The organism is Muribaculum sp. NM65_B17, from assembly GCF_004793735.1.
GTDB lineage: Bacteria > Bacteroidota > Bacteroidia > Bacteroidales > Muribaculaceae > Muribaculum > Muribaculum gordoncarteri.
Genome location: NZ_SRYY01000003.1, coordinates 259,723 through 272,546 on the forward strand (window position 1 = coordinate 259,723; position 12,824 = coordinate 272,546).

Consider the following 12,824-nt stretch of genomic DNA (forward strand, 5'->3'; position numbering starts at 1 on the left):
TTTCATTTGTGGGAGAATTCTAATTCTCTAAATTACTTTACAGAGTCAGCGGGAGCAACTACAGAGTCAGCGGGAACTGAATCAGCTACTTCTACAACTTCTTCTACAACTTCTTCTACAGCAACTACAGAGTCAGCGGCAGCAGCCTCAGCAGCGTTGTCAGAAGACTTGCAAGAAAACATTGATACGCTGAATACAACAGCAAGTAATAAAACTAACTTTTTCATTTTCTTTTTAATTAATAATAAAACAATTTCTTTTAGCTTCAAAAACGATGCAAAGTTAATATAAAAATATTATACGCAAACAATTTTTTAGAATATTTTTCGTCGTAAAATTGCATTTCTCTAAAAAATCTCAAATTTTGTATCTAAACATCGCTTATTTTAACATTTACGCATCGTGATGACGGGCGCGATGCTTGTCGGCGATGCGGTTGGCCATGACAACGGCGCGTGATATGTTGTCGCAGATGTGATCCTCGCCGATCATGGTGTCGATGCCGGCTTTGAGAAGCACCTGGCGCACCTGCTGGTTTACGCCCGAGAGCACTATGTGTATGTTGTCGCTTTGCGATGATTTGATGAGTATCTCAAGGTTGTGCACGGCTGTCGCGTCGATGAAGGGCACTTTGCGCATCCTTATTATACGCACTATCGGCTTGGACCCGAGTGTGCTGCGCATCATTTCATCAAACTTAGTGGCTACACCGAAGAAGAACGGGCCGTCGATTTCATATACCTCTACGCCGTGTGACACATCGAGCACTTCATGGGTTGTAGCATCGGTGCCTTCGGCCACGTCAAGCTGCTCGGAGTACACCTTGATTTGTGTATTCTCCATGACACGACGCAAAAACAGAATTATGGCGAGCAACAATCCTATTTCGATGGCTATCGTAAGGTCGAAGATGACGGTGAGCAGGAATGTGACGAGGAGAACCGATATGTCGCTTTTGGGGGATTTGAATATTCCCACTACGGTGCGCCAGCCGCTCATGTTGTACGACACGACGATAAGCACTGCGGCGAGGCAGGCCATGGGCACCATGTTGATTAACGGCATCAGGAACAGGAATATCAACAGCAGAACCACTGTGTGGATTATTCCGGCCACGGGGGTGCGTCCGCCGTTGGTGATGTTGGTCATTGTACGGGCGATTGCACCGGTTACGGGTATTCCGCCGAAAAACGGCACTACCACGTTGGCGATTCCCTGGCCGATAAGCTCGGTGTTGGAGTTGGTGTGCGATCCGGTGACACCGTCGGCCACCGTAGCCGATAGCAGTGACTCTATGGCGCAAAGGATGGCGATTGTAAATGCCGACGGGAGCAGAATGTTGATTGTGTTCATCGACAGCTCAAAGCCCTTGGGCTGAGGAATGTCGGTGGGAAGGTTGCCGAATCGGTCGCCGATTGTTTCTACGGCTATTTCGGGGAATGTGGCTTTGAGCAGATACACGGCCGCCGTCACGATGATTATTGCTATCAGCGAGCCGGGCAGCTTCTTTGAAATCATGGGGGTGAGAATGATGATGAGGAGTGACACCACACCCACACCGAGAGTGGGAAGGTCGATATTGGCTATGTTGCTCAGGTAGACTCCCCATTTCGACAGGAAGTCGCTCGGTACATCGGTAAGTCCGAGTCCGAGGAAGTCATTGATCTGGGTTGAGAATATCGTGAGGGCGATACCGCTGGTGAATCCCACTACAATAGGATAGGGTATGAACTTGATCACGGTTCCGAGGTGGAATATACCGAGCAGTATGAGTATCAGTCCGGCCATTAGGGTTGCTATTGCAAGGCCCTGAAGTCCGTAATTCTGGATAATGGAGTAGACGATTACGATGAAAGCACCTGTAGGACCGCCAATCTGGACTGAGTTGCCTCCAAATGCCGATACGAGGAAACCTCCGATTATGGCGGTAATCAATCCGATTGTAGGGCTTACGCCTGATGCTATACCGAATGCGATTGCGAGAGGAAGGGCCACGATGCCCACAACAATACCTGCGATAAGGTCGTCCTTAAAGCGGCTAAGCGAATAGTGACTTAACGCCGAAATCAGCTTCGGCCTGAAATCAATTGTACCTGAAAGGTTCATAATGTAATGATTGTAAGTAAATACCCTGTTTTGATTTTGAAGCCGCAAAGATACGAAATAATTATATATTATTTATGCTTTTTAACACAAAAAAGCGTCTCCGTGGCTATTTACCCTGATTTACATTAGGGCGAGGATCACTATTTGGACGAGGATTACGCGGGCAAACATGCTTAGGGGATAGACGGTGGCGTAGGCTATTGACTGGTGGTCGCCGGGCAGGATTGAGTTGGCGTAGTCCAGTGCCATGGGGTTGGCCATTGAGCCGCAAAGCATTCCCGTGGTGGTTCCGAAGTCAAATTTCAGCACTTTTACTGTGAATAGTCCGAGTATCAGCACCGGCACTATTGTCAGCAACATTCCGAGCAATATCCACAACAGGCCTTCGGAGCGGAATACCGTTTCAAAGAAGTGTGCTCCCGATTCAAGTCCCAAGCAGGCGAGATAGAGCGCAAGGCCGATTGCGCGGAGCATGAGATTGGCGCTCGTGGTGGTGTAGGTGACCATGTGCAGTCGAGGACCGAATGTTCCCACGAGTATTCCCATGATGATGGGGCCTCCGGCAAGTCCTATGCTTATGGGAACTCCTATGCCGGGGAAATGGAAGGGAATCGACCCCAATGCGATGCCGAGCACGATGCCGATGAACACGGCAAAGAGGTTTGGCTCGTTGAGTACGTTTATGGTGTTGCCTATCATGGGCTCAATCTTGTCGATTGCCTTCTGCTCGCCCACTACTATTATCTTGTCGCCAAGCTGCAGGCGAAGGTCGGGGGTTGCCAGAAGCGCGAGTCCGCTTCGGTAAACGCGGCTTATGTTGACACCGTAGAGGTTACGCAGCCTTAGCGAGCCGAGAGTCTTGCCGTTTATCTGTCGGCGTGTGACGATGAAAGGCTGTGACACGAGCTGGCGGTCGACGGTGTTCCAGTCGATATCGTTTGCGTTCCAGTCGGTCTTGTCCTGTTCGCCGAATACTATATGCAGGGCCTCTACATCGTCGGGAGTGCTCACTACGAGCAGTCGGTCGCCGGCTTCAAGGCGTGACGACGATGTGGGTATCGACACCGTGCCGTTGTGCCACAGTCGCGATATTACGAAGTGACAGTTGGACAATCGTGCTATCTCCTCGATTGTCTTGCCGTAGATTCCGGGGTTTGACACCTCAAACTCGGTGATTTTAGGCTTCGGAAGCGAGCCTATGGGAGCATCGCTTATCTCATTGGGCTTGATGAAGAGCTTTCGCATTATGATGACGGCGATTATCACTCCCACAACACCGAGCGGATAGGTGACGGCACATCCAAGTGCGGGTGTGCTCGACGGGATGCCGAGCTGCGACAGAGTCTGTTGCACGGCTCCGAGCGCCGGGGTGTTGGTGGTGGCGCCGCAGAAGAGGCCCATCATGTCGGGGATGCTTACCGGCGTGACATAGGTCAGGGCTATGGCGGTTATGAGCGTGAGCAGAGCCAGCGACAGTCCGAGAACATTTAGCTTGACTCCGCCGTGGGCGAGCGAACTGAAGAATCCCGGACCCACTTGCAGGCCCAGCGCATAAACAAATATCACCAATCCGAAATTCTCGGCATATTTCAGCATCGCCGGGTCGATTGACAATCCTATGTGACCGGCAATGATTCCGATGAAGAACACGAATGTCACGCCGAGCGAGATGCCGGCTATTTTCACCTTGCCGAGTGCCATGCCTATAGCGCATATAAGCGACACTATCACGATGGCCTGCAGCGACGAGTGTTCTATCAACAGTAGGTTTATCCAATCCATTGCGTTACAGTTGGATTAACGAGTCGTAGGGGAAGTCACGTGTGGCGCGTTGGCCTATTACCGAGTCCCACAGCATGGGGCTTATGCCGTTGCCCGGACGCTTTACCGTTATGTTCTCTTCGGTGAATGTTTCACCAGCTTTTATGTCACGTGCCGCCACGATGCTTTTGCGGGCTATGGTGATGTTGGCTGCTTCCGAGGGCGACACGTGCTTCTCGGCCGAGCCTGTTGCCTGCTCGATGTTGCGGATGGCTGCCACCATCGCCTTGAGCTCCTGAGGATCGAGCGACGCCTTGTGGTCGGGGCCGGGCATTGTCTTGTCGAGGGTGAAGTGCTTCTCGATCACTTCGGCGCCCATTGCCACCGCAGCCACAGGCACTTCGATGCCCACGGTGTGGTCGCTGTAGCCCACGGCTCCGCAATGCAAGGTGCGTAACGCATCCATCGCTTTAAGGTTGACGTCACACATCGGGGTGGGGTATTGGGTGTTGCAGTGCAGCAGCGTTATGTTACGGCGCGGGATGCCTCCCTTTTCAAGCACTTCCACAGCCTCCTCTATTTCGTCGAGCTCACACATGCCGGTCGACATTATCACTTTGCCTCCTTTGGCGGCTATCTTGCGCAGATAAGGCAGGTTGGTTATCTCGCCCGAGGGAATCTTCCAGTAGTCCATGTCGAGGCGGTCGAGGGTGTCGATTGACACGAGGTCAAACGGGGTGCTCATGAACCCTATCCCCTCCTTGCGGCACAGCTCGGCAAGTCCCTCGTAGTCGCTGAGCGGCAAGTGTATGGCGCGACACATCTCAAGCTGGCTCTCATCGTTGCCGGTGTTCTCTTTCTGGTATTCGGCTTTGGGTGCGATGGACGATATCACAAGTTCGGGCACGGCTGTCTGAAACTTTACGTAGTCGGCACCCGCCTCCTTGGCGGCATGCACCATGCGTTGTGCGAGTTGAAGGTTGCCGTTGTGGTTTACTCCGGCTTCGGCTATGATAATGACTTTTTTGCTCATTGGTCTTTATTTGTCGTTCGGATTGTTGTAGAATACCACTTCCTGCTGGTAGCGGCTTATTTCGGTACCGTCACGCCAGTTGTCGCATGGAGTCAGCGACATTCCCGCCCATTCCGACAGGATGAATGACGGCAGGTCGGCGCCGGCGTGAACCGAGCACACGGCTCCGCCTCCGAGTCGGGGATTGATCTCCATGAGAAGCAGCCGGTCGGTGGTGATGTCACGCAGGAATTGCAGCGTGACAGCTCCGCGTAGATGCAGGCGCTCGATGACCTTGCGTGACAGTTCCATGATGCGGTCGTCACGCAGCGTCACGGTGCGTGACACCTCTCCGCCCACCACTTCGAGCCGCTTTCGCGGCACGGTGCATATCGGTGTGCCGTGGGCGTCGATGTAGCAGTCGACGGTGTACTCCTCGCGTTGCGCTATGTACTCCTGGATTAGGTAGTCGGCGATGTGTTCGGCTATTTCGTCAAACTCTTTGTCCGATGATATTATCCTTATGCCGCGTGACGCAGAGCCGAAACGCGGTTTGGCGATGAGCGGAAATGTGCGGTTGCCGTCAAATGTGGCCGGTATGGGAAGGCTGTTGCGCTCAAAGAGTGTTGCCGAAGCAGCTTTGTCAAATAAAGTTTTCATCGTTTCGGCATCGCCCGAAGGGGTCCATGCGTCACCGTAGGTGCTGCAATATAGCGATGCAGGCTCGATGGCTCCGTCGACAAAGGGGATTATGATGTCGATCGAATGGGCCGTCACGGTGTCGTGCAGGTGCTTTAGCAGATTAGGGTCGCGCCAGCGCAGCCCGATTATGATTTCGGCGATGACGCTCACCGGCACATGACTCTCAAGCTCGTAGCTGAACAGGTAGACTTCAAGCCCCAGGCGACGGCCGGCGTCGATAAACATGCGTCCTATCGACACCCGCTTTGCTCCTCCGAGAAACAGTATGTTGACGCGACGGCTCATCGGTTGTAAACGTTGTATTTATACTTGGCGAGATTGTCGGGATTTCTGAACCAGTCGACAGTGGCGCGCAATCCCTCTTCAAGGCTCCACTCGGGTCGCCAGTCGGTGAGCGTTTCAATCTTGGTGTTGTCGCCGCACAGGCGGAACACCTCGCTCTTGGACGGACGGATGCGCTCGGGATCGACCACCCAGTTTATGTCGGCATCCATTATTTCGGCAATCTTCATCAATGTCTGCTTCATGGTCACTTCGGTGCCGGTGGCTATGTTTATCTCTTCGCCCTCGACACCTTCGGCGCGTGCTATTGCGAGAAAACCCCGGCAGGTGTCCTTTACAAAGTTGAAGTCGCGGGTGGGCGACAGGTCACCCACCTTTATTTCACGCACTCCGTTGGCTATCTGGGTGATTATTGTAGGTATTATGGCACGTGCGCTTTGGCGGGGTCCGTAGGTGTTGAACGGGCGGGCAATCGTCACCGGCAGGTTGAAGGCGTTGTAGAAGCTTTTGGCTATGGCATCGGCTCCTATCTTGGTGGCCGAGTAGGGCGACTGCGGCTGACGGGGATGATTCTCATCGATGGGCACGTAACGTGCCGTGCCGTAGACTTCGCTGGTGGATGTGACGATGAGTCGGCGCACATTGTGGTCGAGCGCCGCCTGACACATGTTGAGTGTGCCCTTTATGTTGGTGTCGACATAGCTTTCGGGGGCGACATAGCTGTAGGGGATGGCTATCAGCGCAGCGAGATGAAACACCGTGTCGCATCCCTGCGTTATGTGACGGCAGAATGCAGCGTCACGCACATCACCGCTCACCACTTCAAGGCGCGGATGCTTTATGTCATCGAGCCAGCCCCAGTAATTGAATGAGTTGTAGACGCTTAGCGCCCTCACTTCGTAGCCCTCTTCAAGCAGAAGTTCGGTGAGGTGCGAGCCTATGAATCCGTCGGCTCCTGTCACGAGTACTTTCTTGTTGCCTTCGTTTGCCATGTTACCATTTGTTTAGGAAGTAAATATATAGAGTGCCGTCATCGGCCGTATATTGCAGTCGCATGTCGTCGACTTCGAGTTTCAGCACCTTCAGTTCGGTTATGCCGCGCGTTATGTGGGTTTCGGGCCAGGGTGTGTACATGTCTTTACCGTCGGGATGACTGTCGTCGGTGTGGGTGAAGTCGAGCTGCAGCGTGTTGTCGCCGAGCTCCTTCCATGTTCCCCAGCGCTCTTCGTGTTCGTTATACGGGAGAATCTTGCGCATGCAGAATACCGACGACTGAAACTGCCAGAAGATGTCGCCTTTATACTTTTCATCGATCAGCCCGTCGATGGTGATGCGCTCAAGTTTCCAGCTTCCAAACCACGTGCCTATGTCGCCGTCGTTGCGGGTGCAGCCGGCAATGACGGGAAGCAGAATCGCTATCAGTAATGTGATTATCGTTCGTTTCATCGTCGGCCTCCTATGTTGAATGAACCTTTATAGGATATTGTCACCAGGATGCCGAAGTTGTTGCCGTACATGTTGCCGTGGTCCCATGCCAGTTGGCATTTCAGGTCCATTTCAGGCGTGTTCTGCATCTTGTATATGCCCTCCAGCATTATTGAAGTGTCGCGCACTTTGTGAAGTCGCGGCAGGTAGGAGTCGCCGCGTCCCGTGCGATGTGAAATCATCATGCGGTAGTCGATCTCCGACGATATGTTGCCTCTCAGTGCCGCATGAAAGCCGCGCACGCGGGTGTCGGCATAACGCATGTATCCGTCGAGGTTATAGAGCGGCGACGGAATGAACGGAGTGCCCTGCGACATTCCGTAACAGGCATATCCGTTGTAGAAGTAGTTGTTATAGTAAGAGTCAGAGCCTGTGGCCTCGTTGGTTATGGTAGTTCCGGGATGGTCGCCGGTCGACCAGTGCAGCGGCCCCGATTGGTTGGTGAAATCGAGGTACTCAAATACCGCTCCGGTTATGAAGCCGGGCTTTGAGGCGCGGAACTCCAGGCCCCACAGTCCGTCAAATCCGTTCATCTTGCCTATTCCCGAGCCATCCTCCCACGGCGATTGCAGGTAGGCTCTCACCTCATTGCCGTTGCACAGCCGGTAACGCAGGGCTATGTCCCAGCTCCCGAGGTGGTTGCCACGGTAGAAGTATTCGCCGTGATGGGGTATTATCATCTGGTAGAAGTCACGCAGCTTCAGCGGCGCTTTCACTTCCGACATAATCTCGCCGTTGCGGTAGGTGACGCATGTTCCGGCAAATTGGGCCGCCGCCTGCATTCCGAATGTCGCCGAAAACGGTTGCGACGGATTGGTGCGCAGATATAGACGCTTGTAGTTGTTCCAGCGTCCCGAGGTTATGAACGAGTTGTAGTGGTTGAAGTGGTCGCGCAGCCAGTTGTTGTCGTGAGGTTTGCCGTAGAACAGCACGGCGTCGATCTGCAGCCAGCCGTTGGTCAAGGGTATATTTTGGAAATCGATGAATCCTATCTTGATTCCCGGCATGGGGCGGGAGTTGGCGCTCCACGTTATGTCGCCGCTCGACAGGTTGTCGTCGAGCATTGCCGACCCTGTTTCTTTCATCCCGGCAGTCATGAACAGGCCGCGGAACTTCACTTCGGCATATAGTTGCTGTAGCCATATCGGTGCCGGGCCTTGGCCTCGTGTCACCCACTTGCCGTCGATAAATGCGTCGTAGTTGGTTTTCGACGAGTAGCCTCCTATCACATCGGCTCCGAAGCCGTAGCTAAAGCGGCTGTCGCGTGACATGGAGTGGCTTAATGACGCTCTAAGTAGCGTGGAGTAGGGCTGGGTTACCGTTCCGTAGACATTGGATGCCATGTAGTAGGGTGCAAAGTCACCGGTGCCGAGATTCTCGATTATCTCGCCACGGTAGTCGATTGTCACCTCAGGGTGCATTGTAAAGGTCGACATGACGGCTATCAATGATGCCGCCGCGCATTTCAGGCTTAGTCGCATGGCATTGACTCGGGGGCATGATAGGTGTCGATGTGACGGCCTTTTTTTTCCTCGAAGATTTCCGATACAGCAAAGAATATTCCGCTTTCTTCGACATTGCCAAACTCGTCGTTGATGGCCGTGCCAAACATTCGCATCGAGGGCGACAGACTCATGTAGGCGTTTACGAGCGGCGGTATATTGTAGCCGTGTTCGCGTATGGCCTTGTTGAGTATCTTGTAGTCATCCTTGAATGTGGTGCCTGTGAAGAGCCGGTCCATTGCTTCGGTGTCGGTGTGGGTGTCGAGCGGCGTGATCGGTGTCACGAGCGAATCGTTGTCAGGAAAGTGCTTTGACAGGAAATAGAGTATCATGTTGCGGCACTCGGCGTTGTAGCTCGGATACATCGTCACCTTGCCGAACAGATATTTTACCTTGGGATATATGACGGTTAGGGCACCCAGTCCGTCCCATAGATTGTCGAGGGCGTAGAGTGCGTTTACTCCTGCGCGTGTCGACTGGTATTCGAGCCTTACAAATGAGCGTCCCAGCTCAAGCGTGTAGGGAAGAAATTCGTCGAGGAAACGCTGTGAGAAGTTAAACATGTGGCTTGTGGCCAGCCTTGGGCGTCCGTCGGGCTGTATGCGTATGTCGTCGCCGGTAATGAATCGGTAGCCGCCGATGATTTCACGCTCGCGGGGGTCCCACACTATGAGCTGCCGGCATGGCGGAGTCATTGTGTCAAACTCGTCGATGTCACACTCCTTGCCTGTTCCGCCGCCTGCGGCACGGAACGCTATTTCACGCAAGCGACCTATTTCGCGCATTACGTTGGGTGAGTTGTGGGCGTCAACGATGTAGACGTTGTTGCCTCCTTTATTGGCGGTACGTAGAAACTTGTCGGGCGTAAGCTCCGCTTCAAGTACCTCGACGGGTATCGGCTCAATAATCTTCTGGTCCATTTATGCGGTTATGCTATTATTGGATTTTAGATTTTAAATCATAAACTATGCGCTTCATCGCCTTGGCTTCGATAGCGGCGTTGCGCCCTCCCTTGAATCGATTGTAGGGAATGGGCTTGCCGGCCACTATTGTAAAGCGGGCGTGACGGCTTCGGAATATTTCGCGCGGCAGATATATCATTTCGATATTGAACTTGAGGCCGACACGAGTCCGAAGTTTTGCAAAATTATAAAAAAACGGCGAATTTTTGCCATCAAAGTACACCGGAATTATGTCGCGGTGGTATTGGACGGCTTTATTTATGAACATTTTCTGCCATTTGAGGTCACGTATGCCTTCGTCGCGTTTGCGTGACACAAGTCCTGCCGGGAAAATGATTATGGGGTCGTTGCCGGCAAACACCTCCTCGATGTTGCTCGATGATTTACGGCTCTGCTTGCCGTGCTTGTTGATGGGCAGAAACACGTTGTCGAGCGGCTTGACGGCCATAAGCAGGTCGTTGACAATGAATTTCACCCCGGGGCCGTAGATCTTGCTCACCCAGTCGATGAGGGTTATGCCGTCGAGTGCGCCGAGCGGATGATTGGACACGATTACGACACGGCGGTTGTCGGGCAGGTTGTCGCCTCCTATTACATTATACTTTATGTCAAGGTCGTCGAGTACCGCGTGGCAGAATTCGGCTCCCCGCTTCCCGCTTGTGCGCTCGAGTATTCCGTTTAGCTCGTCCTGGCAGATGGTGTGTTCAAGCCATTTCACCATAAATCCGGGAATGAACTTGGCATACTTTGACGCGCGGCTGTTAAGCGTAGCCGATATGTCCACTCTCAAATTGTCATTTTTTGCCATATACTTTCTTGGATTTACGATGCAAAATTAATCAATTATTTAAATTTAAACGTTTGTAGAGGTGATTTGACGATGTAAATTGTTACTTTTGTAGATTAAAAGTGTGTAGCGACATGGAGGAAGCGCTTAATCTATCATTGCAACAGAAACTGCAGCAGAAGCTTTCTCCGCTTCAGGTGCGTTTTGTCAGGATGCTTGAAATGAACGGACCCGAGGTGGAGGATGAGGTTAAGCACGCCCTCGACGACAACCCGGCGCTTGAGGTGGCCGAGGAGTCGGAGCACGAGGAAAGCGACTTCAATGAGTCGGCCGAGGACATGCAGCTCGCCGACTACGGCTCGGAGGACGAGATTCCTTCCTATCGCCTTGAAGCACGCAACCACAGTGCATCCGACACCTATTACGAGCCGGTGGCTGTCGACTCGTCGTCGACACTGCTTGAAACCCTGATGTCGCAGCTTGCCGAGCATGATCTTGACGACACGCAGCTTACCGTGGCTCAGTATGTCATAGGCAATCTTGACGACAACGGCTATCTGCGGCGTGATGTGGGGTCGATGAGCTACGACATAGAGTCCCAGACGGGGCGTCATGTCACCACCCGTCAGGTCAGGGAGATGCTCGACCTTGTGCGCACTCTCGACCCGGCCGGAGTCGGGGCTGTCGACTTGCGCGACTGCCTGCTGATTCAGCTGAAACGCAAGGATGATTCGGTGGCGGTGAGGACCGCACGCGAGATTGTGGCTCACTATTTCGACCTCTTCTCTAAGAAGCATTACGACAGGTTGTGTGCCGCGCTCGACATAACTCAGGAAAACCTGCGTGACGCAATGGCGGTGATACGCTCGTTGAATCCCAAGCCGGGAAGCTTCATAGGCGGTGACCCTGCCGAGGAGCGTACGCGTCACATCGTGCCCGACTTTGCTGTGGATGTCGAGGGCCGCGACATAACGCTGTCGCTGCTCAACAACATCCCCGAGCTGCAAATCGAGGAAACATTCCGTGAGGACGATGTGGAGCGTCCCGATGCCACTTCTCGTGAACGCGAGGCCTCGCTGTTTATAAAGCAGAAGCGCGACGAGGCAACGGAGTTCATCAAGATACTCAGGATGCGTCAGGAAACCTTGTTCAATGTCATGCACGCCATTGTCAAGATCCAGCGTGACTTTTTCCTGAACGGTGACGATGAAACTCTCATACGCCCCATGATATTAAAGGATGTCGCCTCGATTACAGGCTACGACCTTTCGGTGATATCGCGTGCCACGGCCGCGAAGTATGTAGCCACAGCCCGCGGAGTCTACCCGTTGAAGATGTTTTTCAACGAGCGTCCCAAGGACGACGAGGACACTTCGACTCATGAGATACTGGCGGCCCTGAAGGCGGTGATCGACAAGGAGGACAAGCGTCATCCGCTGAGCGACGAGGCTATAACATCGATGCTTGTTGAAAAAGGATATGATATAGCCAGGCGCACGGTGGCAAAATATCGCGAAAAACTCGGGCTTCCGGTGGCGCGATTGCGTAGAGAACTCTAAACAATTAAAACTAAGAGGCGTTAAACATTAATAAAGAATATTGTTTATGAACAAGATAGCACATATTTTCTCTTGGATACTGAGTCCGGTGCTTATTCCCACTTATGCGGTGTTTGTGGCATTGTGGGTGACTCTGCTGAGTTTCCTGCCCGTTGATGCCAGGTGGGGTGTGGTGGCGATGACATGGGTAATAACCTGTGCCATACCCGTGGTGGCCATACTGCTGCTCTACAAGTTCAAGGTAATTTCGGCTCCCGGACTTAACCAGCAGAGAGAGCGTTACATACCCTATGTGGTGACTGCGCTTTGCTATCTGGGATGCGGATTGTACATGTATCGCGCCCATGCGCCCATGTGGCTTGTAATGTTCATGGTGGGCGGTGCCGCCGCCGCGTTTGTGTCATGCTTCATAAACATCTGGTGGAAAATCAGTGCCCACGGAGCCGCCATGGGCGGATTGCTTGCATTGATGTTCCGCATCCTTGTCGACGGATTGAACGTAATCGACATCTGGCCTCTTATTTCGATTACCATACTGCTCACCGGCATTTTGGGCTCGGCGAGAATAGTGCTCAACTGTCACACCTTCTGGCAGGTGATCGCAGGAGTCGCCAACGGCTTCTTCTGGGTGTTCCTGCTCACATGACAATGAATGTAATTCATCAC

At 53.0% G+C, this 12,824-nt stretch carries 12 protein-coding genes; 2 read left to right on the plus strand and 10 right to left on the minus strand.

Features of this window, described 5'->3' with window-relative positions; translation table 11 throughout:
• Positions 1–32: 32 nt before the first annotated feature.
• The 10 genes from E5354_RS05640 to E5354_RS05685 all read right to left on the minus strand — a co-directional run bounded on the left by E5354_RS05640 (position 33) and on the right by E5354_RS05685 (position 10,620).
• Positions 33–269, minus strand: coding sequence for a hypothetical protein (locus tag E5354_RS05640; protein ID WP_135946735.1), 237 nt, complete (start codon positions 267–269; stop codon positions 33–35).
• Positions 270–393: 124 nt separating this feature from the next.
• Positions 394–2,106 (minus strand): SulP family inorganic anion transporter, encoded by a 1,713-nt coding sequence (locus E5354_RS05645; protein ID WP_135946736.1) that lies wholly within the window; start codon positions 2,104–2,106, stop codon positions 394–396.
• Between the two features lie 120 nt (positions 2,107–2,226).
• The gene (locus E5354_RS05650) at positions 2,227–3,888 is read right to left on the minus strand and encodes a putative transporter (RefSeq protein ID WP_135946737.1); all 1,662 of its coding nucleotides are present in this window, start codon (positions 3,886–3,888) and stop codon (positions 2,227–2,229) included.
• 4 nt (positions 3,889–3,892) lie between these two features.
• Entirely contained in the window at positions 3,893–4,900 is a 1,008-nt protein-coding gene (gene neuB, locus E5354_RS05655) for an N-acetylneuraminate synthase (RefSeq protein WP_135946738.1), read from the minus strand.
• Positions 4,901–4,906: 6 nt separating this feature from the next.
• Positions 4,907–5,866 carry an ATP-grasp domain-containing protein gene (locus E5354_RS05660; RefSeq protein WP_135946739.1) on the minus strand — a complete coding sequence of 320 codons (960 nt, stop codon included), beginning with the start codon at positions 5,864–5,866 and terminating at the stop codon, positions 4,907–4,909.
• On the minus strand, positions 5,863–6,855 hold the full coding sequence (locus E5354_RS05665; protein WP_135946740.1) for an NAD-dependent 4,6-dehydratase LegB: 993 nt from the start codon (positions 6,853–6,855) through the stop codon (positions 5,863–5,865). The genes E5354_RS05660 and E5354_RS05665 overlap by 4 nt, the downstream gene beginning before the upstream one ends.
• Before the next feature lies 1 nt (position 6,856).
• On the minus strand, positions 6,857–7,309 hold the full coding sequence (locus E5354_RS05670) for a lipocalin-like domain-containing protein (protein ID WP_135946741.1): 453 nt from the start codon (positions 7,307–7,309) through the stop codon (positions 6,857–6,859).
• Complete coding sequence (locus E5354_RS05675; RefSeq protein WP_135946742.1) at positions 7,306–8,829, minus strand: capsule assembly Wzi family protein; 1,524 nt, start codon at positions 8,827–8,829, stop codon at positions 7,306–7,308. Before E5354_RS05675 ends, E5354_RS05670 begins: the two co-directional genes overlap by 4 nt.
• Entirely contained in the window at positions 8,820–9,770 is a 951-nt protein-coding gene (locus E5354_RS05680) for a GNAT family N-acetyltransferase (RefSeq protein WP_123395613.1), read from the minus strand. Before E5354_RS05680 ends, E5354_RS05675 begins: the two co-directional genes overlap by 10 nt.
• A 16-nt stretch (positions 9,771–9,786) precedes the next feature.
• Complete coding sequence (locus tag E5354_RS05685; protein WP_123395614.1) at positions 9,787–10,620, minus strand: 1-acyl-sn-glycerol-3-phosphate acyltransferase; 834 nt, start codon at positions 10,618–10,620, stop codon at positions 9,787–9,789.
• A 113-nt stretch (positions 10,621–10,733) separates the two neighbouring features.
• Here E5354_RS05685 and rpoN point away from each other — a divergent pair, with 113 nt between their 5' ends.
• Entirely contained in the window at positions 10,734–12,158 is a 1,425-nt protein-coding gene (gene rpoN / locus E5354_RS05690; RefSeq protein WP_123395615.1) for an RNA polymerase factor sigma-54, read from the plus strand.
• 46 nt (positions 12,159–12,204) lie between these two features.
• Complete coding sequence (locus E5354_RS05695) at positions 12,205–12,804, plus strand: hypothetical protein (protein ID WP_135946743.1); 600 nt, start codon at positions 12,205–12,207, stop codon at positions 12,802–12,804.
• The last annotated feature ends 20 nt before the right edge of the window (positions 12,805–12,824 follow it).

What these genes read in the sequence shown, in the direction of transcription:
- E5354_RS05685 (WP_123395614.1), bottom strand. Translation starts at nt 10,620, where the DNA reads ATGGCAAAAAATGACAATTTGAGAGTGGACATATCGGCTACGCTTAAC.
- neuB (WP_135946738.1), bottom strand. Translation starts at nt 4,900, where the DNA reads ATGAGCAAAAAAGTCATTATCATAGCCGAAGCCGGAGTAAACCACAAC.
- E5354_RS05695 (WP_135946743.1), top strand. Translation starts at nt 12,205, where the DNA reads ATGAACAAGATAGCACATATTTTCTCTTGGATACTGAGTCCGGTGCTT.
- E5354_RS05680 (WP_123395613.1), bottom strand. Translation starts at nt 9,770, where the DNA reads ATGGACCAGAAGATTATTGAGCCGATACCCGTCGAGGTACTTGAAGCG.
- rpoN (WP_123395615.1), top strand. Translation starts at nt 10,734, where the DNA reads ATGGAGGAAGCGCTTAATCTATCATTGCAACAGAAACTGCAGCAGAAG.
- E5354_RS05675 (WP_135946742.1), bottom strand. Translation starts at nt 8,829, where the DNA reads ATGCGACTAAGCCTGAAATGCGCGGCGGCATCATTGATAGCCGTCATG.
- E5354_RS05665 (WP_135946740.1), bottom strand. Translation starts at nt 6,855, where the DNA reads ATGGCAAACGAAGGCAACAAGAAAGTACTCGTGACAGGAGCCGACGGA.
- E5354_RS05660 (WP_135946739.1), bottom strand. Translation starts at nt 5,866, where the DNA reads ATGAGCCGTCGCGTCAACATACTGTTTCTCGGAGGAGCAAAGCGGGTG.
- E5354_RS05645 (WP_135946736.1), bottom strand. Translation starts at nt 2,106, where the DNA reads ATGAACCTTTCAGGTACAATTGATTTCAGGCCGAAGCTGATTTCGGCG.
- E5354_RS05670 (WP_135946741.1), bottom strand. Translation starts at nt 7,309, where the DNA reads ATGAAACGAACGATAATCACATTACTGATAGCGATTCTGCTTCCCGTC.
- E5354_RS05650 (WP_135946737.1), bottom strand. Translation starts at nt 3,888, where the DNA reads ATGGATTGGATAAACCTACTGTTGATAGAACACTCGTCGCTGCAGGCC.